Origin of the sequence: Lysinibacillus sp. BF-4 (assembly GCF_000743635.1) — a bacterium.
Lineage (GTDB): Bacteria > Bacillota > Bacilli > Bacillales_A > Planococcaceae > Metalysinibacillus > Metalysinibacillus saudimassiliensis.
Window position 1 is genome coordinate 160,226 of sequence record NZ_JPUW01000001.1, and the last position, 23,826, is coordinate 184,051.

Consider the following 23,826-nt stretch of genomic DNA (forward strand, 5'->3'; position numbering starts at 1 on the left):
TAGAATGGCATTGTAGTCAAGGTGATTTTATTTATTACCTTGCTTACTATGCTAAGCACCTTTACAGCAAGTTCGCCGCTACAAACCATAATAGTAACGGTACTACTTACGATTTCGACAGGCATTGCGCTATATTTTCATTATACAAAGCGCTATATTTTTCAGTTGCAATATTTAACGGTTGGTACAGCACTTGTATTAACTACATTTAGTGTATTTACCATGCCAACAATTAGTAATGTACTTGGACTTTTATATGTAGCGTTACTGGCAACATTATATATGAACCGTGCGCTGACGCTGGGTACATTAGTGTATGGCTTTGGCTTGCTGCTTTATATTTTATTTGGGCAGACGGATACGGTGATTGTAGCAAGTGATGATGTTTTTACATATCTTTTATACTACGTAATTATAGCTGTGATTTTATACGGTTTACTGTATGTATCTGCTTTTTATACGAAGCAAATCGAAACGTCTCAGCAAGAGATGCAAGGTCTTGTAGCAACACAAAATGAACAAAAACTTGCATTAGAGCAATTAAATGAAGCCATTCGCGTACAGATTGCAGAAGTAAGTGCACATGGCTCACAAAATCAAGCGTCTTTACGTGAAATGAGTGCTGTGTTTCAGGAGATTGCAGATGGTGTAACTGTGCAAAGTACCGAAACGCAGGACATTAATGAAGCATTACATACCACTACGGATAAAGTTACTACATTAACAGAAACTCTCCAAACACTAGAAGGTGGCGCAACGGATGCGGCAACTTTGTCTACACAAGGTGAGCAAGAAAGTACAGAGCTAATGGAAACCATCTCTGCTTTCCGCACGGAGATTGATGGTATGGCACAAAACTTAAGTGAGTTAATTACTAAGCTTAATGCCACTACAGAGTTTAGTGATACGATTAAAGAAATTGCTGATCAAACCAATTTACTATCGCTTAATGCATCCATCGAAGCGGCGCGCGCGGGTGATCATGGTAAAGGGTTTGCCGTAGTAGCAAGTGAAATACGTAAGTTGTCAGAGATTACAACACAGTCAGCCGAAAAAATTACAGACCAAATTGAGGAACTAGCACAACAAAATAATCGTATGCAGGAGCGTATGAGTCATGTCGCAGCACGTATGCAAAAGAGCTACCAAATGACAGAGCGCTCGCATACTTCATTCGGCACACTTGGTACAGCTGTCGAAACTTTTATGCAGTTAGCGAGTGAGAGTGCAACGCTTGTACAAGATATTCAAGCAACAGTGCAAACGATAGGTAGAGCAAGTGGTGAGCTTGCGGCAGTGAGTGAGCAATCTAGTGCTTCTATTCAACAAGTAACAGCGACACTTGATGTTGCGATTGATAGCAATGAACAAGTATTTACGAGTCTTCAAGCATTACAGCGTACGACATAAAAGAGCAAGGGCGTTTTTTAGCGCCCTTGCTCTTTTTATGCTGAATATTGAAATTCGTTATAATAAATTTGCTGATTTGCTTTGTGGTAAAAGTAAATGAATTTGACCAAACTGCCTAGCAATAGCAAAATACTTAATTTCATACTAATAAGGAGTAGTAGGAAGTAGGCAATTACCTGTAGTGAAAATGCAGAAATATCTAAAGTAGTTACCTTTTTAAATGTTGCGTGGTAATAGGCCAGACTACTGCGAGCAAAAAGCATGATACTAAAAATCGCCAACAGTTCGTAACGATACGCAGCAAGATGCGTGATACCAATTATCCAAACAAAAGGAAGCGTGAAAATAAGTGTATAAATTAGCTCTTTTATAAAAGCAGTGCGCACAATACTTAATTTACTGATAGGCATCGCTTGGTAATATAAAAACTGTGGCGACCAACCGCCAAAATCGGCGAGAGCGAGTATAACGATCCAAATAATAAATCGATCAAACTCAAATGGTTGTACTGAAAACATAGGTGTGTGAGGTGCTACTACCCATAATAATAAAATCAGTACGGCATAGCGCCAGCGATTCATAGAGAGTTCTTCATATAATAACGCACGCATGGATTCAACTCCTTTTACTATAATACAAAGAAAATAGTAGTGAGACACTGTAAAACACTACCATAATAACTATCATAGTAGCTGAGTAAGGAAGTAGCTTAATCATAATTTGTTCTGCTGACATTTCACGTTTGATATTTGTTACTGCTACTAGTAAAAGTGGTGCGACAAAGAGAGTTAAAAACACAACCTTACTTAAATTAGTCGACACAAATAAGTAAAGTGGTAAGGCGAAGCTAAGTATAAAAAATGTGAAGCACCAACTTAAAAGAAGGCTAAAAACGAGCAAGCTTAGGCTTTGCTTTGTTAGTAGGATAACAAGTAGAAGAATAGGTAGTAATAGGAGCGTAGCACTGCTAGCTGCAATTACACTGCCTATGTACTTACTTACAATATAAGGTTTTGCGCCGATTGTGGCATAAACGAGTTCGTTATAGCCGCTAACTACATCTTCTTGGATAATAGCGACGATTTGTATCGTAACAAAGCCAATAAACAAACTTAACGTAAAAACGCCTTGTTGTGTAAAGAGACTCCAAAAGGTAAATAAGAGTAGCCCAACTAACAAAGCTACTTTTTGTGCGTTAAAAAATACAAGGTCACGATAAAAAATAGCTCTCATTTGTCACCTCTGGCATAAAACAACATAATATCTTCAATAGTAGGTGTATGTAACGCAAATGCTGTATTCACTTTGTCTCGTAAAACTAATGCTTCTACACCTATTGATGTTTTGCGGGAGCTAATCACCGCATCCTCAGGTATAGCTAAAAAGGCTTCCTCACTACCGCTAAATCGTCCATGATTATAAAATAAATCATCCTTTATCATTGTAAAACGTATGCGTCCTTTATGGATAAAGGTAATCATATCTGCAATTTTATCTAAATCCGTTGTAATATGACTCGAAAATAAAATGGAACGTGTAGCATCTTCGTCCATAAACTGCACGAGTAAATCAAGTATTTCGTCACGCATAATAGGATCAAGCCCACTCGTTGGCTCATCTAAAATTAATAATTTAGGATGCGCTGCAAGAGCGAGTGCAATCGCTAGCTTCATACGCATACCACGTGAAAACTTACTGACTTTTTGTTGGGTGGGTAAATTTAATTGTTTTACTAGCGTAAAAAAATATGTTTCGTCCCAATTGGTATATGTTAATTTATAAAATTGATTGGCATGCTTAGTTGTAAAGTTTGGTGGCAAGTGAAGGTCATCAAATACTACGCCAATTCGTTGTTTCAGTGCCGCTTCATTTATATTGTGAGGTTCCCCAAATAGTTTGATTTCACCGTGATTAAGGTGATAAAGATTTAACAGGCATTTAATAAGTGAGGTTTTGCCTGCACCGTTTTCACCAATGAGCCCCATAATAACGCCTTCAGGTAGCGCTAAGTCAACATAACTAAGTGTAAAGGTATCAAATAGGCGTGTAACTTTGTTGCATACAACTACATTCATGTTGCATCCTCCTCATAAAGTTCGTTAATCAATGCTATTACATCGTCTTTGGTCAGATTAGTTAGTTTTGCTAAATCAATAGCAGTGAGCAGGTGTTCCTCCATTTGTCGTAAATGCTCCTCCCTAATAAATGTCGTATTACGTGCTGCGACAAAACTGCCTTTACCAGCAAAAGTTTCGATAAAACCATCACGCTCTAAATCTGCATAAGCACGCTTTGTTGTCATAACGCTAATTTTTAAATCTTTAGCGAGCATACGGATAGAAGGCAGTGCATCTCCAGATTTTAGTTCATTTGCTAAAATAGCTTGTTTAATTTGAATGGTCACTTGTTCATAAATAGGGCGGCCATCCGTATTAGAAAGTTGGATGTTCAACTGTACATCACTCCTATAACTGTATAGGCACAGTATATACAGTGGAGGGGAAGGTGTCAACTACCTTTTGTTCTTTCCTAAAATACAGCTGTACGCTCTAAAAATAATAATTTAGCGCGCTATTGCAACAAATTTTCAAACAATTCAATAATAACAGCCCGTGAAGCGTGTAAATATGTTACAATAACTCTCATTATGTACTACAGTTTTGAGGAGAGATGAATAATGACAAAGCAAGTAGCAGTAGCGATTGTAGGCGCTACAGGAGCAGTTGGCTCAACAATTATGGAGCGTTTAGTATCACGCAACTTCCCAGTAAAATCGATTAAATTTTTAGCGTCAGCGCGTTCAGCGGGTAAACCGATTGAGTTTAATGGCGAAACACATACGATTGAAGAAGCAAAACCTGAAGCGTTTGAAGGCGTAGATGTGGCATTCTTTAGTGCAGGTGGCTCAGTATCTGAGGCCTTAGCAGAGGAAGCGGCAAAGCGCGGAGCCGTAGTGATTGATAATACGAGCCACTTCCGTATGGCTACTAATGTGCCACTTGTGGTGCCAGAGGTAAACCGTGGTGCATTAAAAGAGCATAATGGTATTATTGCCAATCCAAACTGTTCAACAATTCAAATGGTAGCGGCATTACAGCCACTGCGCGCAACTTACGGCCTTACAGCTGTGATTGTGTCAACGTATCAAGCGGTGTCTGGCTCAGGTATTGCGGCAATTAACGAGCTTAAACAGCAAAGCAGTGAGTGGGAGAAAGGCAAGGATGTTGAGGCAAGCGTATTACCTGTAAAGGGTGATAAAAAGCATTTCCCAATCGCGCGCAACGTTATTCCGCAAATTGATGTGTTTGAAGAAAACGGCTTTACTAAAGAAGAAATGAAAATGATTAATGAAACGAAAAAGATTATGAGCATGCCTGATTTGCATGTGGCAGCAACTTGCGTGCGTGTACCTGTTGTGACTGGTCACTCAGAGTCGGTTTATATCGAGCTTGAGCAAGAAGCAACAAAAGAGCAGGTGTTTGAAGCACTACGCACAGCACCAGGCTTAGTACTACAGGATGATATTACAGCGCAAGGCTATCCAATGCCAATTTTTGCAGAAGGCGAGGATCCTGTGTATGTTGGTCGTATCCGTCAAGACTTGTCCAACAAACGTGGTTGGCACTTATGGATTGTGGCAGATAACTTACTTAAAGGTGCTGCACTTAACTCAATCCAAATTGCTGAGGCAATGTTAGAAGATAACTTACTATAAAAATTAGGGGTGTGGGAGTAATGAATATTGGTCGAATTGCAACGGCGATGATTACACCGTTTAAAGATGATGGCGCTGTTAACTATGAGGAGCTAGAACGCATTATTAATCACTTAATTGACAATGGTACGGACTGTATCGTAGCGAGTGGGACAACAGCAGAAAACCCAACGCTAACTACAGAAGAAAAGCTTGAGGTTGTTCGTTTTACAGTAGAAAAGGTAGCAGGGCGTGTACCAGTGTTTGCAGGTACAGGCGATAACGAAACAAAGTACTCAATTGATATGACGCATGCAGCTGAGAAGAATGGTGCAGATGGTATTATGCTTGTAGCACCGTATTATAATAAGCCAAATCAACTTGGTATTTATAAACACTTTGAAGTAATTGCGCAAGAAACAAAGCTACCTGTTATGCTGTATAACATTCCAGGGCGTACAGGTATTAATGTTGAAGCAAAAACAACAATTGCTTTAAGTAAAATTCCTAATATCCAAATCATTAAAGAAGCAAGTGGTAACCTAGATCAAATGGCCGAAATCATCGACCATGTAGCAGATGATTTTTACGTTTATAGTGGTGATGATGGTTTAGCGCTACCACTATGGGCTGTAGGCGGTAATGGTGTGATTTCTGTAGCGGCGCACGTGATTGGTAATGATATGCAAAAAATGTTTACAGCATTTGATGAGGCACGTCATGAGGATGCAGCTTATATTCACCGTGCGATGCTACCATTAATTCGTGCTCTTTTTGCACAGCCTAACCCTTCACCTGTAAAGTATGCCATGACAAAATTAGGCTTTGATACATTAAATGTACGCCTACCAATGGTTGAGATGACAGACGAAGAAAAAGCGAACTTTGATAATGTTTGGGATACGTACCAAGCTAAAGCTAAAAATTTTAACTAACGCATAACTCCTCGGTAAATTTTACTGAGGAGCTTTTTTATGTAAATTCGCTTAAGCAAGCGCAAAATAAAGCGCATACCGTGTAATTTTGTTTGTGCAATTAGCAATGAAACCGTATAATACAAATAAGTGGTTGCTGTACGGGATATTTTTTAGGAGGAAAAGTAAGTGACAAAAAAGAAAAATGAAGTGATTCGCGTTATCCCACTAGGTGGCGTAGGCGAAATCGGTAAAGCAATGTACGTAGTAGAAATTGATGACGAAATCTTTGTTTGTGACAGTGGGCTTATGTTCCCGCAGGACGAAATGCTAGGCATTGACATCGTTATTCCGGATATTACGTATTTAGTAGAAAATAAAGAGCGTGTAAAAGGGATTTTCCTAACACACGGACATGAGTCAGCAATTGGTTCAATTGCCTATGTCATTCAAAAAATTAAAGCACCAGTATATGGTTCTAAATTAACGTTAGCTTTAGTGAAAGAGCGCTTAAAAGAGTTACCAGCGCCGCACCAAGTGAAGTTCTTTGAAGTAACAAACCGTAGCCGTATGAATTTTAATTCAACGTACGTAACGTTCTTCCATACAACACATAGTGTGCCAGATTCATTAGCGATTGTGTTCCATACATCTGAGGGTGCAATTGTGTATACAGGCGACTTTAAGTTTGACCAATCAGCAAAGGGCAAGTTCCGACCTGACCTTGGCAAAATGGCGCAAGTAGGCGAAGAAGGCGTATTTTTATTAATGTCTGAATCTGTCGAAGCGGATCGACCAGGTCATACAACGTCAGAGCTTGTTATCGAAACACAATTAGCTAAAACATTCCATGGTGCTGAAGGACGCATTTTAATTGCTGTATATGCTTCAAACTTTAGCCGTATTCAGCAAGTGTTAACACAAGCACAAAAAGCAGGACGTAAAGTAGCGCTAGTAGGTAAGAGCCTAGAACGTTCAGTAAACCTTGGTTTACAGCTTGGCTATTTAAAAACAGATGAAGAAACAATGATTGCAGTTGGCGACATTGCAAAATACGATAACAACGAAATTATTATCTTAGTAACAGGTAACCAAGGTGAACCACTTGATGCACTTGAAAAATTAGTGCGTAAACATCACCGCGATATTAAAATCACTGAAGGTGACACTGTACTATTTACATTCACACCATCACCAGCGATGGAAGTACAAATGTCTAACACAATGAACCTACTTGCAAAAGCTGGCGCAACAATTATGACAGCAAGTAAAAATGTTCATGTATCAAGTCACGCAAGCCAAGAAGATTTAAAATTAATGCTTAACCTAATGCGTCCAAAATACTTTATGCCTGTACAAGGTGAGTACCGTATGCTAATTGGTCATACGAAGCTTGCCCATCAAGTTGGTATTCCACAAAACCATATCTTTATTGCTGATAAAGGGGATATTGTGGAGTATAAATCAGGTCGTATGCGTATGAGTGGTCGTGTACCAGCAGGCAATGTTCTTATTGATGGTATTGGTGTAGGAGACGTAGGTAATATTGTATTACGTGACCGTAAACTATTATCACAAGATGGTATTTTCATTGTAGTTGTTACACTAAACCGCGGTCAAAAAACGATTGCATCAGGACCAGAGATTTTATCACGTGGCTTTGTGTATGTTCGCGAATCTGAAGAGTTAATGGAAGAGTCAGCGAAGATTGCACGTAATGTTATTGATAAATATGTAGGTAAGGAAACATTTGAATGGACGAATATTAAGCAAGAAATTCGTGATTCATTAAACTCATACTTATTCCAAAAAACAAAACGACGTCCAATGATTATCCCAATCATTATGGAATATTAATAAATGAAAAAGGATTTTCTGCCATTTGGCTGAAAGTCCTTTTTTAAATAAAGGAAGTGAATACAGTGGCACAAGCAAGTCGCCCTAAAAAGCCAGCGCCAAAAAAACCTGTAAAAAAAGCACCTGCTAAACCTAAGCCAACACCAACACCGAGTAAGTGGCAGGGAATTTGGCAGGTAATTGCATATGAAATTGCAGGTCTTATTTGTATTACGGCAGCAATTATTGGCTTTTTTGAACTTGGTATTGTCGGTCGCTTTTTTAAAACGATTGGCTTATTTTTACTCGGAAATATGAATTTAATGATACCTATTGCCTTGTTAGTAATGGCATTTTTATTAATGGTTAAGCAACAGCGTGTGCAGTGGAAAACACCAGCCTTACTTGGTATTGGCCTAATTACAGCTAGTTTTTTAATTTGGAGTCACAGCATTTTTTATAGTCAATTTATTGATGTGCCAAATGCTTTGTCAGACTCTGTAATACGAGAAACATGGCGCGCTTTAATTGATAAGCAAGGTGTAGTGCTGCGAAGTGGTGCGTTAGGCGGAGGTATGGTCGGAGCGGTATTATTTGGCGTGCTCCACGTACTTTTTGATACATTAGGCGCTAAATTAATCGCGTGGGTACTACTTATTGTTGGTATACTCGTATTAACAGGTAAAGCCTTAATTCCTTTATTAATCGAAAAATCCAAAAATATCCTTTTGACTTTACCAAAAAAGGAAAAAGTACAGCAGGAGGCAACGTCCACACGTAAAAAACGCGGTAAGACAGAGCCTGTAGCAGTACCTAAAGAGGCTGAGCCTCAACCCAAAAAGGACGAAGCACCTAAAAACACAAGTGCACCAATTATCTCAGACTTCACGAAAAACATTGAGCCTGAGGTAGCTGTGACAGAAGAAATTGTATTGCCTACTATGACAACAGAAAACGAAAACTATGTACTACCTTCTATGCAGCTTTTACAAATGCCTGCACAGCATGATCAAAGTAGCGATTATGATAGTCTTCAAGAAAATGCGAAAAAGCTAGAGCAAACGCTCGCAAGCTTTGGTGTTTCAGCTACGGTAACTGAAGTACACTTAGGGCCAGCTGTAACTAAGTATGAAGTGCTACCTGCAACAGGAGTCAAGGTAAGTAAAATTGTAAGCTTGCAAGATGATTTAGCATTAGCATTAGCTGCAAAGGATATCCGTATGGAAGCACCTATTCCAGGTAAGTCTGCGATTGGTATTGAGGTACCAAATAAAGATGTGGCGATGGTTACACTTAGAGAGGTTTTGCAAGGTACAGAAAGTAACCTTGATAAAAAGTTATTAGTCGCATTAGGGCGTGACATTACAGGAGCAGCGATTACAGCAGAGTTAAATAAAATGCCTCACTTACTTGTGGCAGGCTCTACAGGTAGTGGTAAAAGCGTATGTATTAACGGTATTATTACATCCATCTTAATGCGTACCGCTCCACATGAGGTTAAGATGATGATGATTGATCCTAAAATGGTGGAGTTAAACATTTACAATGGTATCCCTCATTTATTAGCACCTGTTGTCACAGATGCGCGTAAAGCCGCACAAGCCTTAAAAAAGGTAGTGGATGAGATGGAGCGTCGTTATGATTTATTTGCTCATACTAATACGCGTAATATGGAAGGCTATAATAAGTATGTAGATAGTTATGTGCCAGAGGACGACGGCCCCACATTACAACGCATTCCATTTATTGTAGTAATCGTAGATGAGCTTGCGGATTTAATGATGGTTGCCTCTAAAGAAGTTGAGGATGCGATTATGCGCTTGGCACAAATGGCGCGTGCGGCTGGTATCCATTTAATTATTGCTACACAACGTCCATCTGTAGACGTGATTACAGGCGTAATTAAAGCAAATATTCCTTCACGTATTGCCTTTGCTGTATCATCTGCAGTAGATTCACGCACAATTTTAGATGGTGGGGGTGCAGAGCGTCTATTAGGTCGTGGTGATATGTTATTTTTACCATCAGGCGCGTCTAAGCCAACACGTATTCAAGGTGCATTTTTATCTGATCAAGAGGTCGAAAGTATTGTGCATCATGTCATTAGTCAGCAACAAGCACAATACGAAGAGAAAATGATCCCTACAGATGAGGAGGAAGCAGTAGCTGAGGATGTAGACGAACTGTATGAGCAAGCAGTACAACTCGTTATTGAGTCTAAAAATGCTTCTACTTCAATGTTACAACGTCGCTTTAGCATTGGCTATGCGCGTGCAGCGCGTATTATGGACCAATTAGAGGAACATGGTGTTGTAGGGCCACCCCGTGGTAGTCGTGGGCGTGAAGTGCTGGTGGATTAATGCAAATGCGACTTGCCTAAAAATAGTGTTGTAGGACAAGTGATGTAAGAAATAATGGTGAAATAATTTTTGTAAATTAAAATTAATGAATAAAGCCTAGCTATGTGAACGTGAAGTACAAGTTATTTAACGATATAAATTAAATGGAAGTGTTTTTCATCCGTTTTATATGGTGAAAAACGCAATTTATGTCAGTAGATTAACCTAATAATAGGTAGTTGTATGTCGTGTGCTATAACGTTAATAATTATATTTATATAATTAAAATATAGCGGATTACATTGTATGAATTTACTTTTTGAGGCAGTAGTGGAAAAATACCTAGCGGGGTAGCTCAGAAGTAATGGCAGTAAAGGTCAAGAAAAAGCCGAAATGTGGTCACAATAAATCATTTTTTTTGTAAAAGCGTTTATTTCAGATGTTAAAAATGTTATATTATGAACGATTAGTGGGATTGTTGTACATCAGATGTCTGACTTTAAAAGGTGGTGAGTGAATTGACAATTCGAACAGACCACCGACATTTATATCTTCAAGTTATTGATCGTTTAAAATCAGATATTGATGCCGGGGTTTTTAAAGAAAATGAAAAGTTGCCGTCAGAGTTTGAGCTTTCAAAGTCATTAGGCGTAAGCCGCGCAACTTTACGTGAAGCGCTCCGTCTGCTCGAAGAGGATAATATTATTGTGCGACGTCATGGTGTGGGTACTTTTGTAAATCCTAAACCACTTTTCACTTCCGGGATTGAACAACTATCGAGTATTTCATCCATGATTGAAGCGGTTAATATGACGCCTGGCACAATGTTACTTCGTGCCGAGGAGAGTGAGCCAACTGAACAGGAAATAGAGCGCTTTGGCTGTGCAGAGGATAGTCAGCTTCTCACATTAGAGCGTGTACGTACAGCAAATGATGAGCCTGTAGTTTATTGTATTGATAAATTACCAGCAAGCTATTTACCAAAGGACTTCGTCGAAAATAAAGAAACTTCTTTGTTTTCAGCACTTGAGCAATCAGGCGCAATACGTGTAGCCTATGCTGTAACGTATATTGACCCAGTAGGTTACCATGAAGAAGCCTCACCAATTTTACGGTGTGGGCCAGAAACAGCATTGCTTGTACTAAAACAGCATCACTATGATGAGAACGACCAGCTAGTGTTGCTATCAAAAAACTATTTTAGAGCTGATAAATTCAGCTTCCATGTCGTTCGAAAACGCGTGTAACGATTCTGCTAATTATAAAATAATAGGGGGTTCATTCAAATGAACAAACGTAAATTTGGTTTAGCATTAACTTCTGTAGTAGCAGCCGGTGCAATCTTAGGTGCTTGTGGCGCTAAAGATAAAGAAGAGGACAAAGGTAAAGACGAGCCAGCAAAAGGCGCAGAAACAACTGAAACAGCGGATGATAACTTCTCAATCGCAATGGTAACTGACGTTGGCGGTATTGATGATAAATCATTTAACCAATCAGCTTGGGAAGGTATCCAAGAGTTTGGTAAAGCAAACGGCCTAACTAAAGGCGATGGCGGTTTTGATTACCTACAATCTAAAGGTGAGGCAGATTTCGAGCCTAACTTAAATAAATTAGTTCGTCGTGATTTCGATTTAATTTTCGGTGTAGGCTTCATTATGGCTGATGCATTAACAGATCTTGCTGCACAAAACCCAGAGTCACACTTCGTACAAATCGATGCTGAAGCAGAAGGCGACAACGTAGTAAATGTTCTTTTCAAAGAACAAGAGGGTTCATTCCTTGCAGGTGTTGCAGCAGCTAAAATGTCTAAATCAGGTAAAATCGGCTTTGTTGGTGGTATGGATATCCCTGTAATCAACCGTTTCCACGCAGGTTACGTTGCAGGCGCTAAAGCTGTTAACCCTGATATCGAAGTGCAAATCAAATACACAGGTGCGTTTGATAAAGCTGATTTAGGTAAACTAACAGCAAATAGCATGTATTCTTCAGGCGTAGATGTAATTTTCCACGCAGCTGGTGGTACAGGTAATGGTGTATTCTCTGAAGCGAAAGAACGTAAGAAAAAAGACCCTAATGCAGATGTATGGGTAATCGGCGTAGATGCTGACCAATACGAAGAGGGTAAAATTGATGACAAAACAAACGTTACCCTAACATCTATGCTAAAAAGTGTAGATAAAGCAGTTGTGGATTTAGCTAATCAAGGTAAAGAGGGCGAATTCCCAGGTGGCGAAACGTTAATTTACGGTCTTAAAGAAGACGGTGTTAAATTAGCAGATTCACGCGGTGCGATTCCAGAAGACATTGATAAAATTATCGCAGAATATGCAGAAAAAATTGCGAACGGCGAAATCGAAGTACCTGCTGATGTAACAGCAAAAGATAAAAAATAATATGTAATTCTATTCATCATAGCGTTCATTGTGATGTGAGCGCTATGATGTTTTTCGTTATAAAATTACTACATGAAAGCTAATCTAAAGCGTCGACTAATGCGGGGCCTTTTTTGCGCGAGGTGAAAGCGTGTACAAGGTAGGATTTGGCTATAACGTTAATAAACAATGAAGCCGAAGCGCCTACTACTTTAGTGGTTTTCGTGTATTAATTTTTATAGATTAATATCAAAAAACTTTATATAAATAGCCTAAGGGAGTGATTGGTTTGGAATATGTTATTGAGATGCTCGGCATACGTAAGGAATTCGGAGGCTTTGTAGCAAATGATAATATTACTCTCCAACTAAAAAAAGGCGAAATTCACGCGTTACTGGGTGAGAATGGTGCAGGGAAGTCAACGTTAATGAACGTTCTTTTCGGTCTGTATCAGCCAGAAGGCGGAGAAATTCGTGTAAAGGGTAAGACAGTAAAAATTACTGACCCTAATGTAGCAAATGGATTAGGGATTGGTATGGTGCATCAGCATTTCATGCTAGTCGAAAATTTTACAGTTACAGAAAATATTATTTTGGGGTCAGAGCCGACAACATTTGGCTACATCAAAAAGAAGCAAGCAGCAAAAGAAATTCAAGCATTATCTGAAAAATATGGTCTAGATGTTGATCCATATGCAAAAATTGAGGATATTACGGTAGGGATGCAACAACGTGTCGAAATTTTAAAGACACTTTACCGTGGTGCTGAAATTTTAATTTTTGATGAACCAACAGCTTCGTTAACACCACAAGAGATTACAGAGCTTATGCAAATTATGAAACGTCTTATTGCAGAAGGTAAATCAATTGTCTTAATTACGCATAAGCTAAAAGAAATTATGGAAGTATCGGATCGCGTTACAGTTATCCGCAAAGGTAAAGGTATTGGTACGGTCGTTACGGCTGAGACAAGCCCAGCTGAACTTGCCGAGTTAATGGTAGGTCGTCAAGTTGAGTTTACAACGGTTAAAACTGATGCTACACCTGGTGAAGTTATTTTAGATGTTAAAGATTTAGTAGTGAGTGATTACCGAAATATTGATAAGGTGAAGGGCTTAAATCTCAATGTTCGCGCAGGCGAAATTGTAGGTATTGCTGGTATTGATGGTAATGGTCAAACGGAATTAATCGAAGCCATTACAGGTCTTGCTAAAGTAAAGTCAGGCGAAATTACACTTAATAGTAAAAAAATAACAAACTTCAAGCCACGTAAAATTACAGAGGCGGGCATTGGACATATTCCACAAGATCGCCATAAGCATGGGCTTGTGTTGGACTTTACCATTGGTCACAACATTGTATTGCAAACGTATTACCAAAAACCAATCTCTACAAAAGGCATTATGGATTATAAGCAAGTATCCAAAAAAGCTAATCAAATCATTGAAGAGTATGATGTGCGTACAGGTAACGGCGAAAATACGCCAGCACGTGCACTGTCAGGTGGTAACCAGCAAAAAGCGATTATTGGACGCGAAATTGATCGTAACCCAGATTTATTAATTGCCGCATTACCAACGCGTGGGCTAGATGTGGGCGCAATTGAGTTCATTCACTCCCGTTTGATTGAGCAACGTGATAAAGGTAAAGCTGTATTATTAATTTCATTTGAGTTAGATGAGGTCATGAATGTATCTGACCGAATTGCGGTAATTTATGACGGCACGATTGTGGATGAATTAAATCCAAAACAAACGTCTGAACAAGAGTTAGGCTTGCTAATGGCAGGTCATAGTAAGAAGGGGGCGACGAACTAATGTCAAATCGCTTAGTTAATATTCTCGTTCCTATTATTTCAATTATTTTAGGTTTAATTGTAGGTGCTATCATTATGGTGGTATCAGGCTATGACCCAATCGAGGGTTACAAGGCATTATGGCTAGGGATTTTTGGTGATGTATATTCCATTGGTAATACCATCCGTCAAATTACTCCGTATATTTTAGCAGGTCTGGCAGTAGCCTTTGCTTTCCGTACAGGGCTATTTAATATTGGTGTAGAAGGTCAACTTATTGTAGGTTGGTTTGCGGCAACTTGGGTAGGTTATTCATTTGAGTTACCAATGGTTATTCACTTACCGTTAGCGCTACTTGCAGCAGCTATTGCAGGCGGATTCTGGGCATTTATTGCGGGCTTCTTAAAGGCAAAGTTCCATGTTCATGAGGTAATCGTAACGATTATGTTAAACTACACAGCTCTATATGTCGTGAATGCGTTAATTAAATCCGTATCAGATGGTGGTTTTAAAACACCTAAGATCCATGAGACGGCATCATTGCGTTCAGAGTTTTTAACGAATATTACAGATTACTCAAGCCTACATTACGGTATTATTGTAGCGATGCTAATGGTATTTGTAATGTGGTTTATGCTAGAAAAAACAACAACGGGTTATGAACTAAAAGCTGTTGGTTTTAACCAAAATGCCGCGCAATATGCGGGTATGAGCGTTAATAAAAATATTATTTTAGCTATGACGATTTCAGGTATGTTTGCAGGTCTTGGTGGTGCAATGGAGGCGCTCGGTACCTTTGGACGTATGTCTTCAATGGCAGCCTTTACAGGTATCGGCTTTGATGGTATCGCAGTAGCTTTACTTGGGGCAAATACACCACTTGGTATTGTCTTTGGTGCTTCACTATTTGGTTCACTAAAATACGGTGCACTTAACATGCCAAATGCAGCAGGCGTACCAGAGGAAATTGTCTCTATTATTATTGCAGTAATTGTATTATTTGTAGCATCTGGCTACGTGATTCGTTTAGGTATTGAAAAGCTTATGAAGAAAAAGGAGGCGAAATAACATGAGTTTTCTTGATGTGTTATATATAATCGTCCCTTCGGCTATTTTATATGCAACGCCTTTAATTTTTACAGCCATTGGTGGCGTGTTCTCGGAGCGCTCAGGTGTTGTAAATATTGGGTTAGAAGGTTTAATGGTCTTCGGTGCTTTTGTGGGGATTTACGTTAACTTAACGTATTCAAGTGAGTTTGGTGCAGCGACGCCTTGGTTATCAATGTTAGCGGCATTAGTAGCTTGTATGTTATTTTCTATCATCCATGCAGTAGCAGCTATTTCGTTCCGAGCTGACCAAGTTGTGTCGGGGGTAGCCATTAACCTATTAGGTTTATCTGCTTCACTATTTCTTGTACGTTTAATGTTTGATGGCCGTGGTCAAACGGATATTATTGACCAACCTTTTAGCCGTTTTGGTATCCCAGTATTAGAGGATATCCCTTTCATTGGTCGATTATTTTTCCATGAAGTGTACGGGCCATCTATTTTAGCCTTTGTGTTAGTAGGCGTAGCTTGGTTTGTATTATTTAAAACACCATTTGGTTTACGTTTGCGTGCAGTAGGGGAACATCCAATGGCAGCAGATACTATGGGTGTTAAAGTAAATCGTATGCGTTATATCGCTGTACTTATTTCAGGTGCGCTAGCGGGTCTTGGTGGTGCGTTTTATGCACAAACCATTACACATGATTTCTCTCACTCAACTATTGTTGGTCAAGGTTTCATGGCATTAGCTGCTATGATTTTTGGTAAATGGCATCCTGTTGGTGCAATGGGCGCAGCGCTATTCTTTGGTTTAGCTCAAACGTTAAGCATTGTCGGCAGTACCATTCCATATATTCAAGAAGTACCAGCCGTATACCTACAAATCTTACCGTATGTTTTAACAATTCTCGCGTTAGCAGGATTTATTGGTAAAGCAACAGCGCCAAAAGCAAATGGTCAGCCTTATATTAAAGGTAAACGTTAAAATCAAGAAGGAAGCGCACAAAAACGTTGCTCTTCCTTCTTTTTTTGTGCATTCAGATGTATAGTAGAGAGTAGCGCTTTTTATAGAAATGGAGGGTTTCTCAATGTTTGAGAAAATCGAATTAGCACAGGGTGTAACGTTGTATGTACGCCCTACGACACAATTTAAAACGATTAGCTTTTCTTTTAAATTTCGAAATGAATTAACAAAGCAAAGTGCATCAGAACGCACAGTGCTAACAAATGTTTTACAACATAGTAACGCAGTTTACCAAACAACAGCGGCTTATCGTAGCGCGCTTGATGAATTGTACGGTGCTGTTTTGTATTTTGATACAGCTAAAAAAGGTACAGCTCATACGCTTTATATGAACGCTGAAGTAGTGAACGACCATTATCTTTCACACGAAAAGGTATTAGCGCCAATGATTGAAATGATGCAAACGGCATTATTTAAGCCTAATTTACAAGATGGTGTGTTTAAACCGTCAGTAGTAACGCGCGAAAAACAAATTATTCAAGAGCGAATTGAATCAGTATTTGATGATAAGGCGCGCTTTGCACAAAAGCGCTTAATGGAACTTATGCGCCCTGACCATGTTGCATCGATTTCGGCAAATGGTACAGTAGCTGATGTGCAAGCGATTACACCCACTACATTAGTTGCGGCTTATGAGCGTATGCTAAAAGAAGATACGATTGATATTTATATCGTAGGTGATGTAGAAGTTGCCGCTATAACAGCAATAATGAAGCAGGCGTTTCCATTTACAGCACGTGAAGCTATGACAGAAACACGCTCTACAACACCTGCTAAACAAGAGGTAACTTATGTGCGTGAACAACAAACAATGAAGCAAGGCAAACTGCATATTGGTTTTTCGACACCAGTACGCTTTGGTGATGTAGACTTTGCTAAGATGCAAGTATTTAATGGTATTTTTGGCGGCTATGCGCACTCTAAATTATTTATGAATGTACGTGAGAAGGAGAGCCTAGCCTACTATGCATCAAGCTCTTATGCTTCTCATCATGGACTAGTTTTTGTAACATCAGGTATTGAGGCTGTTAATGAGGAAAAGGCGTTTGATTTAATTAAAGCACAGCTAGCCGCAATTGCAGCAGGAGATATTAGCGAGCGTGAGATGACGCAAACAAAGGCTATGTTACAAAATCAATTACGTGAAGCGTTAGATTCAGCACGAGGACAAATTGAAGTATACGATCAATATAAGGATTTAAACGAAATCTTTACCGTAACCGCATGGTCACAAAAGTGGCAAGATGTTACGAAGGAGGATGTTATGCAGATGGCACAGCAAGTCGAGCTTGAAGCGGCATACTTCTTAAGTGGAAAGGAGGAGGCGTAATGGAAGAATTACACTTCGAACAATTAGACGAGCGATTATATTATGAAAAAATGGCGAATGGGCTAGACGTTTATATTTTACCGAAAAAAGGCTTTTCGAAAACATATGCAACGTTTACAACAAAGTATGGTTCAGTAGACCGTACATTTACCCCACTTGGTAAAAATGAGCCTATTACTGTGCCAGATGGTATTGCTCACTTTTTAGAGCATAAAATGTTTGAAAAAGAAGATGAGGATGTGTTCCAAAAATTTAGTGAGCAAGGTGCATCAGCTAATGCCTTCACTTCATTTACACGCACGTCATATTTATTTTCAGCAACAGATCAGTTATACAAAAATACGGAGACATTACTCAACTTTGTACAATCTCCTTATTTTACAGAGGAAACTGTAAATAAAGAAAAGGGTATCATTGGGCAAGAAATTACGATGTATGATGATCAGCCTGGTTGGCGCTTATACTTTGGAGCCATCGAAAATATGTACCACACATACCCTGTTAAGATTGATATTGCAGGTACTATAGCGTCAATTGATGATATTACAGCTGAACATTTATATACGTGTTATAACACTTTTTACCACCCATCTAATATGTTGTTATTTATTATTGGTGCGGTTAATCCTGTGGAGATGATGGACTTTGTGCGTGATAATCAAGCAAGCAAAACCTTTGCACCACCACAGCAAATTGAGCGCTTTTTTGAGGATGAGCCAACAGATGTAGCAATTAAGCATCGTACACTTAAGATGGATGTACAAAAGCCGAAAGTATATGTGGGTTTAAAAGCACGCGAAGTATCACTGCAAGGTAAAGCTATGTTAAAACATGAATTAGCTATGGATATTGCCATGGAAATTTTATTTGGCCGCACATCAGCGTTTTACGAGCGTTTATATGATGAAGGACTAGTAGATGAGACTTATGATGCTGGCTTTATGCTAGAACAGGGGTATGGTTTTGCGTTAATCGGTACAGATACACGCGAGCCAGAGCGCTTTATTGCAGAGGTAAAAGCAGAGTTAGCACGTTTAGAGCAAAGTCTTGTATTAGATACTAAGGATGTAGCGCGTGAAAAACGTAAGCATATTGGTTCCATGCTACGTCAATTTAATTATATTGAGTTTATTGCAAACCAATTTACACGCTATGCTTTTAACGATATGAATTTATTTGACGTTGTACCGATGCTTGAGGAGATTACGATTGCTGATATTGAAGCGGCATTTGCCTCGATTCAAGGTGAGTCACAGCAAACGTCATTTGTTATTGAACCATTAGGTGATGAAGCGTGAAAAAATTTGCCCTTGTAGTAGGTGCAACAGGTGCGATTGGTCGTGCGATTTGCCAAGAGCTTGCAAGCGATGGCTGGTCGCTCTATGTGCACTACAATCGTAACAAAGACAAGGGTCTGGCATTAGTTAATCAACTACAAGCTGAGTACCCTACAAATGAGTTTATTATAGTGCAGGCAAACTTTTTAGAGCCAGAAGGCGCACTACTACTCGCTGAGCAATTATTTAGCCTACAAGCAATTGTTTTTGCTAGTGGTCAAGCGCATTATGCATTGCTTGAAGATACACAGGTAGCTGATATGGAAGCACTTTGGCATGTGCATGTCCAAAACCCTATGCGCCTTGTCGCGCTTACTGCGGCTAAATTACGTCAGCATCCTGTAAGCTATGTCACATTTATTGGTTCAATTTGGGGTGATATTGGCGCAGCTGGCGAGACGGTATACTCGGCTGTAAAAGGTGCACAACATAGCTTTGTGCGTGCTTATGCACAAGAGGTAGCCATGTCTCATACGCGCGTGAATGTTATTGCACCTGGTATGGTAGATACACCAATGAATGGGCATTTAGCACAAGAGGAGAAGCAAGAAATTATTAATACAATCCCACTAGGCTATATGGCAAGTTGTGCAGACATTGGTGCAATGGTACGATTTTATATTAGTGGTCAAGCGGATTATGTCACAGGGCAAATCATTCGTGTGAATGGCGGTTGGCACATTTAAACTTTTGTAACTTTTCAATAATGGTAAAATCCGCTATTATGGAACTAATACGGAAATTTCACGTTACAAGAGAGGAAGGGGTACAACAGATGAGCGATTGGTATTTTGAATATGAAATTCAAGTGAATCGTCCTGGCTTGCTAGGGGACATTGCATCATTGCTCGGTATGCTACGCATTAACATCATTTCAGTAAATGGTGTAGATGAGACGCACCGTGGTATGCTAGTTAGCTCAGATGAAACCGCAATTGAGCGTTTCCGTTCGATTGTGGCAGAGATGGAGCATATTAGCTTTACTAAGTTTAGAGTACCTAAACTACGCGACCGCTTGGCTGTAAGGCATGGGCATTATATTGCGCGTGATAGTGATGAAAAGAATACCTTCCGATTTGTACGCGATGAACTTGGGATTTTAGTTGACTTTTTAGCGGAGCTATTTAAGCGAGAGGGTCATTGTTTGATTGGTGTGCGTGGTATGCCAAGGGTTGGAAAGACCGAGTCCGTTGTAGCAGCCAGTGTGTGTGCTAATAAAAAATGGGTATTTTTATCCTCCACAATGATTAAGCAAACCGTACGTAATCAGCTAATGGGTGATGAGTTTAGCCCCAATAATATTTTTATTTTAGATGGGGTTGTAACGGCGCGTTCTACAGATGAGCGGCATGCACAGCTTGTGCGCGAAATTATGAGCTTGCCAGGCACCAAAGTTGTTGAGCATCCAGATATGTTAATTCAAGCGGGTGAATACAAACTAAGTGATTTTAATTATATTATTGAGCTGCGTCACCATGATGGTGAGGAAATCACATTTGAGATGTTACGTAAAAACGACATGTTTAGTAGTGGAAATGCATTTGATAGTTTTAATTTTTAAGGAAAAAGTAGGTGTTTTTGTTGACAGAAATCGGAACGCGACTCAAGGAAGCAAGAGAAGCAAAGGGTTATACATTAAGTGATTTACAAGAGATTACCAAAATTCAAAAGCGCTATTTAGTAGGAATCGAAAATGGCGATTATGAAAGTATTCCGGGTGCCTTTTATGTACGCGCATTTATTCGTCAATATGCAGAGGCTGTAGGATTAGACCCAGACGAATTATTAGAAACCTACAAAAACGAAGTGCCAAGTACACCAAGTATGGAGTCAACGACAGTGATTCCTGCGCAGCGCCAAAAACGCGGTGGCATTGGTGGCAGTCCTTCTCGTCAAACGATGGAAGCATTACCTAAGATTATGGTTGGGTTATTTGTACTTGTTATTATTATTATTGTAGTTTGGATGTATTACATGCAAAAAGCAAAAACAGATATACCAAATGCAAGTGAAGATCCTTCACAAACAGAGTACGCAGAGCCAGTAAAACCAATTGATACAGAAAAAGAACGCGAAAAAGAAGAAACACGCAAGAAAAACGAAGAAGTAGCGAAGCAAGAAGCGGCTGAAAAAGAAAAGGCTGAGAAAGAAAAAGCCGAGCAAGCAGCAGCTGAAAAAGAGCAAGCAGAAAAAGATAAGCAAGCAGAAAAAGAACAAGTAGCAAAAGATAAAAAGTCAGAGGAAGATAAAAAAGCTGACAAAGATAAAGCTAAAGATAACGAAAAAGCTAAAGAAAAAGAGAAGAAAGATAAGGACAAAGCTAAGAAGGAACCTAAAACAGAACAAACTGTTGTAGAAGATGCCGCTAATTCAGGTGGTAATGTTACAACATTTACAGTGACAGGGCCAAAACAGCTTAACTTAGACTTAGCATTTACAGGTGATGCTTGGATTGAGGTACGCGATTCAGCAACACGTGCAACGTTACTTGATAATGAGGGTAAAGTGTATACAGCGGGCGAAGAAATTAAGCTTGATAATGTAGAGTCAAAATCACTTTATATCGTCATTGGTAACATCAACACAACAGAAGTAGAGTTAAATGGTGAAAAAATTGAGTATGTACGTCAAGGCTATCCACAAAGCCTAATCTTTAACCTACAGTAAAAAAACATAATGAGCTGCACCGCAATACGGTGTGGCTCATTGTTATTTTACGAAAAAAAGGCGAAAGCTACCGATACACATGAAAAATCTGTTATTATAACATAGTAAATAAAAAGAGCTGTCTTGTAGGAAGATGGCTTTTTCCTGTAGATGAAAAGAAAGGTGCTTTGACATGAATATTCCAAATCGAATTACAATTTCACGAATTTTGCTAATCCCTATTTTTGTTATCATTATGATGTTTAACTTTGGGATGGGCGACATGGACTTTTTAGGTGTAACTTTACCTGTAAATCATTTTATTGGTGGTCTCATTTTTATGATTGCTTCAGCAACTGACTGGGTGGATGGCTACTATGCACGCAAGTATAATTTAGTTACTACCTTTGGTAAGTTTTTAGACCCATTAGCGGACAAACTACTCGTTTCGGCAGCGTTTATTTTATTAGTTGAAATGCAAATTGCGCCTGCATGGATCGTTATTGTTATTATTAGCCGAGAGTTTGCAGTAACAGGGCTACGTCTTGTACTAGCAGGTGGCGGTGAAGTAGTAGCAGCTAATCAGTTAGGTAAAATCAAAACGGTTACACAAATCGTAGCGATTATTTTCGGCTTACTGCACAACGCAATTTTCGAAATGTGGCATATTCCATTTACGATGATTATGTTGTACGTTGCCCTATTTTTCACTGTGTGGTCAGGTTGGGATTATTTCTACAAAAACCGCCACGCATTATTAGCTTCAAAATAAGGAGTGACGAAAATGAATGCAGAGATTATAGCAGTTGGCTCAGAACTATTACTTGGGCAAATTACTAATACGAACGCCACGTATATTTCAAGCCAGCTTTCGGAGCTGGGTATTAATGTTTTTTATCACACTGTGATTGGCGATAATCCAACGCGCTTAAAGCAAGCTATTGAGATTGCAGAAAACCGTGCAGACTTACTTATTTTTTCGGGGGGCTTAGGTCCAACAAAAGATGATTTAACAAAGGAAACGATTGCTAAGCATATTGGTGCACCATTAGTGTTTGATGAAACAGCGCTCGAACAAATCGAGCGCTACTTTGAAAAGCGCGATATGGTGATGACGGCTAACAATCGTAAACAGGCATTAGTTTTAGAAGGTAGTGAAGTGCTAGCCAACTACCATGGTATGGCTCCTGGGATGTTAGTGGCACATGACCGTCATACGTATATTTTATTGCCAGGCCCACCTAAAGAGCTTGAGCCAATGTTTCAGTATGAGGCAAAGCCAAAACTTGCTGCGCTCTTAAATGAAGATAGTGTGATTACTTCACACGTCATGCGCTTTTATGGCATTGGTGAGGCAGCACTTGAAGATGCCTTACAAGACTTGCTTGATGCCCAAACTAACCCAACAATTGCCCCTTTAGCAACTGATGGTGAGGTAACACTACGCATTACAGCTAAAGCTACTACTACAGAAGAAGCTGAGCAATTAATCAACGCTGAGGTAACTAAAATACAGGCGCGTGTAGGCCACTACCAATATGGTGTTAATGATGATTCGTTAGCTTCAAAGCTTGTTGAGATTTTACGCGCTAATAAGCTAACGATTAGTGCAGCCGAAAGCTTAACAGCAGGGCTATTTCAAGCAGAGTTAGCTGAAATTACGGGAGTTAGTGATGTATTAGTTGGTGGCTTTGTAACATACACAGCTGAAGCTAAAGTAAAACAACTCGGTATTTCACCGGAGTTAATAGCTACATATGGCGTAGTGAGCGAGGAATGTGCAATTGCTATGGCACAAGGAACGCAACGTCGTATGGGAACGTCAATTGGTGTAGGCTTAACAGGAGCTGCAGGCCCAACATCGCATGATGGTCAGCCCGTGGGAACAGTTTGGATTGCTTTTACGATTGGAAATAAAACATATACGCATCATTTACAGCTATCTGGTATGCGCAATACTAATCGTATTCGTACAGCTAAATTTGCATATTATTATATTATTCGAGAGCTACGTGCACTAGGTTATGATGTAGCAATGTGAAAATTAAAATTTGAGTGGTGAAAACTGCTCAAATTTTTATTT

Annotated in this window: 21 protein-coding genes; 17 read left to right on the forward strand and 4 right to left on the reverse strand. The window is 39.4% G+C overall.

All coding sequences use genetic code 11. The features are described 5' to 3' along the window. The first annotated feature begins 21 nt into the window (after positions 1 to 21). Complete coding sequence (locus CH76_RS00810; RefSeq protein ID WP_152553264.1) at positions 22 to 1,410, forward strand: methyl-accepting chemotaxis protein; 1,389 nt, start codon at positions 22 to 24, stop codon at positions 1,408 to 1,410. A gap of 35 nt (positions 1,411 to 1,445) precedes the next feature. On the opposite strand, the gene CH76_RS00815 is transcribed toward CH76_RS00810, so the two are convergent. The 4 genes from CH76_RS00815 to CH76_RS00830 are packed head-to-tail and all read right to left on the reverse strand — an operon-like array spanning position 1,446 to position 3,862. Further along, the gene (locus CH76_RS00815) at positions 1,446 to 2,021 is read right to left on the reverse strand and encodes a hypothetical protein (protein ID WP_036141525.1); all 576 of its coding nucleotides are present in this window, start codon (positions 2,019 to 2,021) and stop codon (positions 1,446 to 1,448) included. A 4-nt stretch (positions 2,022 to 2,025) separates the two neighbouring features. Then, positions 2,026 to 2,643, reverse strand: coding sequence for an ABC-2 transporter permease (locus CH76_RS00820; protein WP_036141528.1), 618 nt, complete (start codon positions 2,641 to 2,643; stop codon positions 2,026 to 2,028). Next, on the reverse strand, positions 2,640 to 3,485 hold the full coding sequence (locus CH76_RS00825; RefSeq protein ID WP_036141530.1) for an ATP-binding cassette domain-containing protein: 846 nt from the start codon (positions 3,483 to 3,485) through the stop codon (positions 2,640 to 2,642). The genes CH76_RS00820 and CH76_RS00825 overlap by 4 nt, the downstream gene beginning before the upstream one ends. Then, on the reverse strand, positions 3,482 to 3,862 hold the full coding sequence (locus CH76_RS00830; protein ID WP_036141532.1) for a GntR family transcriptional regulator: 381 nt from the start codon (positions 3,860 to 3,862) through the stop codon (positions 3,482 to 3,484). The genes CH76_RS00825 and CH76_RS00830 overlap by 4 nt, the downstream gene beginning before the upstream one ends. Positions 3,863 to 4,087: 225 nt before the next feature. Here CH76_RS00830 and CH76_RS00835 point away from each other — a divergent pair, with 225 nt between their 5' ends. The 16 genes from CH76_RS00835 to CH76_RS00910 all read left to right on the forward strand — a co-directional run bounded on the left by CH76_RS00835 (position 4,088) and on the right by CH76_RS00910 (position 23,784). Then, positions 4,088 to 5,125, forward strand: a complete 1,038-nt coding sequence (locus CH76_RS00835) for an aspartate-semialdehyde dehydrogenase (protein ID WP_036141534.1) — start codon at positions 4,088 to 4,090, stop codon at positions 5,123 to 5,125. Positions 5,126 to 5,145: 20 nt separating this feature from the next. After that, positions 5,146 to 6,039, forward strand: coding sequence for a 4-hydroxy-tetrahydrodipicolinate synthase (dapA, locus tag CH76_RS00840; RefSeq protein ID WP_036141537.1), 894 nt, complete (start codon positions 5,146 to 5,148; stop codon positions 6,037 to 6,039). 168 nt (positions 6,040 to 6,207) lie between these two features. Beyond that, on the forward strand, positions 6,208 to 7,875 hold the full coding sequence (locus tag CH76_RS00845; RefSeq protein ID WP_036141540.1) for a ribonuclease J: 1,668 nt from the start codon (positions 6,208 to 6,210) through the stop codon (positions 7,873 to 7,875). Between the two features lie 65 nt (positions 7,876 to 7,940). After that, positions 7,941 to 10,214: a DNA translocase FtsK gene (locus tag CH76_RS00850; RefSeq protein ID WP_036141542.1), complete on the forward strand. Its 2,274-nt coding sequence runs from the start codon at positions 7,941 to 7,943 to the stop codon at positions 10,212 to 10,214. Between the two features lie 497 nt (positions 10,215 to 10,711). Next, complete coding sequence (locus CH76_RS00855; protein WP_036141544.1) at positions 10,712 to 11,440, forward strand: GntR family transcriptional regulator; 729 nt, start codon at positions 10,712 to 10,714, stop codon at positions 11,438 to 11,440. 39 nt (positions 11,441 to 11,479) lie between these two features. Next, entirely contained in the window at positions 11,480 to 12,586 is a 1,107-nt protein-coding gene (locus CH76_RS00860; protein WP_036141546.1) for a BMP family protein, read from the forward strand. 268 nt (positions 12,587 to 12,854) lie between these two features. Continuing rightward, on the forward strand, positions 12,855 to 14,381 hold the full coding sequence (locus tag CH76_RS00865) for an ABC transporter ATP-binding protein (RefSeq protein WP_036141548.1): 1,527 nt from the start codon (positions 12,855 to 12,857) through the stop codon (positions 14,379 to 14,381). Next, a complete protein-coding gene (locus CH76_RS00870; protein ID WP_036141550.1) occupies positions 14,381 to 15,427 on the forward strand; it encodes an ABC transporter permease in 1,047 nt (348 codons plus the stop codon). The genes CH76_RS00865 and CH76_RS00870 overlap by 1 nt, the downstream gene beginning before the upstream one ends. A gap of 1 nt (position 15,428) precedes the next feature. Continuing rightward, on the forward strand, positions 15,429 to 16,391 hold the full coding sequence (locus tag CH76_RS00875) for an ABC transporter permease (RefSeq protein WP_036141551.1): 963 nt from the start codon (positions 15,429 to 15,431) through the stop codon (positions 16,389 to 16,391). Between the two features lie 103 nt (positions 16,392 to 16,494). Continuing rightward, the gene (gene yfmF, locus CH76_RS00880; protein ID WP_036141553.1) at positions 16,495 to 17,760 is read left to right on the forward strand and encodes an EF-P 5-aminopentanol modification-associated protein YfmF; all 1,266 of its coding nucleotides are present in this window, start codon (positions 16,495 to 16,497) and stop codon (positions 17,758 to 17,760) included. Continuing rightward, complete coding sequence (gene yfmH / locus CH76_RS00885; RefSeq protein ID WP_036141555.1) at positions 17,760 to 19,058, forward strand: EF-P 5-aminopentanol modification-associated protein YfmH; 1,299 nt, start codon at positions 17,760 to 17,762, stop codon at positions 19,056 to 19,058. Before yfmF ends, yfmH begins: the two co-directional genes overlap by 1 nt. Then, positions 19,055 to 19,783 carry an elongation factor P 5-aminopentanone reductase gene (ymfI, locus tag CH76_RS00890; protein WP_036141558.1) on the forward strand — a complete coding sequence of 243 codons (729 nt, stop codon included), beginning with the start codon at positions 19,055 to 19,057 and terminating at the stop codon, positions 19,781 to 19,783. Before yfmH ends, ymfI begins: the two co-directional genes overlap by 4 nt. An 89-nt stretch (positions 19,784 to 19,872) precedes the next feature. Continuing rightward, positions 19,873 to 20,658, forward strand: a complete 786-nt coding sequence (locus tag CH76_RS00895) for a YmfK family protein (RefSeq protein WP_036141560.1) — start codon at positions 19,873 to 19,875, stop codon at positions 20,656 to 20,658. A gap of 11 nt (positions 20,659 to 20,669) precedes the next feature. After that, on the forward strand, positions 20,670 to 21,764 hold the full coding sequence (locus CH76_RS13385) for a RodZ domain-containing protein (protein WP_081892585.1): 1,095 nt from the start codon (positions 20,670 to 20,672) through the stop codon (positions 21,762 to 21,764). Positions 21,765 to 21,936: 172 nt separating this feature from the next. Next, positions 21,937 to 22,515, forward strand: coding sequence for a CDP-diacylglycerol--glycerol-3-phosphate 3-phosphatidyltransferase (pgsA, locus tag CH76_RS00905; RefSeq protein ID WP_036141563.1), 579 nt, complete (start codon positions 21,937 to 21,939; stop codon positions 22,513 to 22,515). Between the two features lie 12 nt (positions 22,516 to 22,527). Next, the gene (locus CH76_RS00910; RefSeq protein WP_036141566.1) at positions 22,528 to 23,784 is read left to right on the forward strand and encodes a competence/damage-inducible protein A; all 1,257 of its coding nucleotides are present in this window, start codon (positions 22,528 to 22,530) and stop codon (positions 23,782 to 23,784) included. Positions 23,785 to 23,826: the final 42 nt, after the last annotated feature.

What these genes read in the sequence shown, in the direction of transcription:
- CH76_RS00815 (WP_036141525.1), bottom strand. Translation starts at nt 2,021, where the DNA reads ATGCGTGCGTTATTATATGAAGAACTCTCTATGAATCGCTGGCGCTAT.
- CH76_RS00820 (WP_036141528.1), bottom strand. Translation starts at nt 2,643, where the DNA reads ATGAGAGCTATTTTTTATCGTGACCTTGTATTTTTTAACGCACAAAAA.
- CH76_RS00825 (WP_036141530.1), bottom strand. Translation starts at nt 3,485, where the DNA reads ATGAATGTAGTTGTATGCAACAAAGTTACACGCCTATTTGATACCTTT.
- CH76_RS00835 (WP_036141534.1), top strand. Translation starts at nt 4,088, where the DNA reads ATGACAAAGCAAGTAGCAGTAGCGATTGTAGGCGCTACAGGAGCAGTT.
- dapA (WP_036141537.1), top strand. Translation starts at nt 5,146, where the DNA reads ATGAATATTGGTCGAATTGCAACGGCGATGATTACACCGTTTAAAGAT.
- CH76_RS00860 (WP_036141546.1), top strand. Translation starts at nt 11,480, where the DNA reads ATGAACAAACGTAAATTTGGTTTAGCATTAACTTCTGTAGTAGCAGCC.
- CH76_RS00870 (WP_036141550.1), top strand. Translation starts at nt 14,381, where the DNA reads ATGTCAAATCGCTTAGTTAATATTCTCGTTCCTATTATTTCAATTATT.
- CH76_RS00875 (WP_036141551.1), top strand. Translation starts at nt 15,429, where the DNA reads ATGAGTTTTCTTGATGTGTTATATATAATCGTCCCTTCGGCTATTTTA.
- yfmF (WP_036141553.1), top strand. Translation starts at nt 16,495, where the DNA reads ATGTTTGAGAAAATCGAATTAGCACAGGGTGTAACGTTGTATGTACGC.
- yfmH (WP_036141555.1), top strand. Translation starts at nt 17,760, where the DNA reads ATGGAAGAATTACACTTCGAACAATTAGACGAGCGATTATATTATGAA.
- CH76_RS00895 (WP_036141560.1), top strand. Translation starts at nt 19,873, where the DNA reads ATGAGCGATTGGTATTTTGAATATGAAATTCAAGTGAATCGTCCTGGC.
- pgsA (WP_036141563.1), top strand. Translation starts at nt 21,937, where the DNA reads ATGAATATTCCAAATCGAATTACAATTTCACGAATTTTGCTAATCCCT.
- CH76_RS00910 (WP_036141566.1), top strand. Translation starts at nt 22,528, where the DNA reads ATGAATGCAGAGATTATAGCAGTTGGCTCAGAACTATTACTTGGGCAA.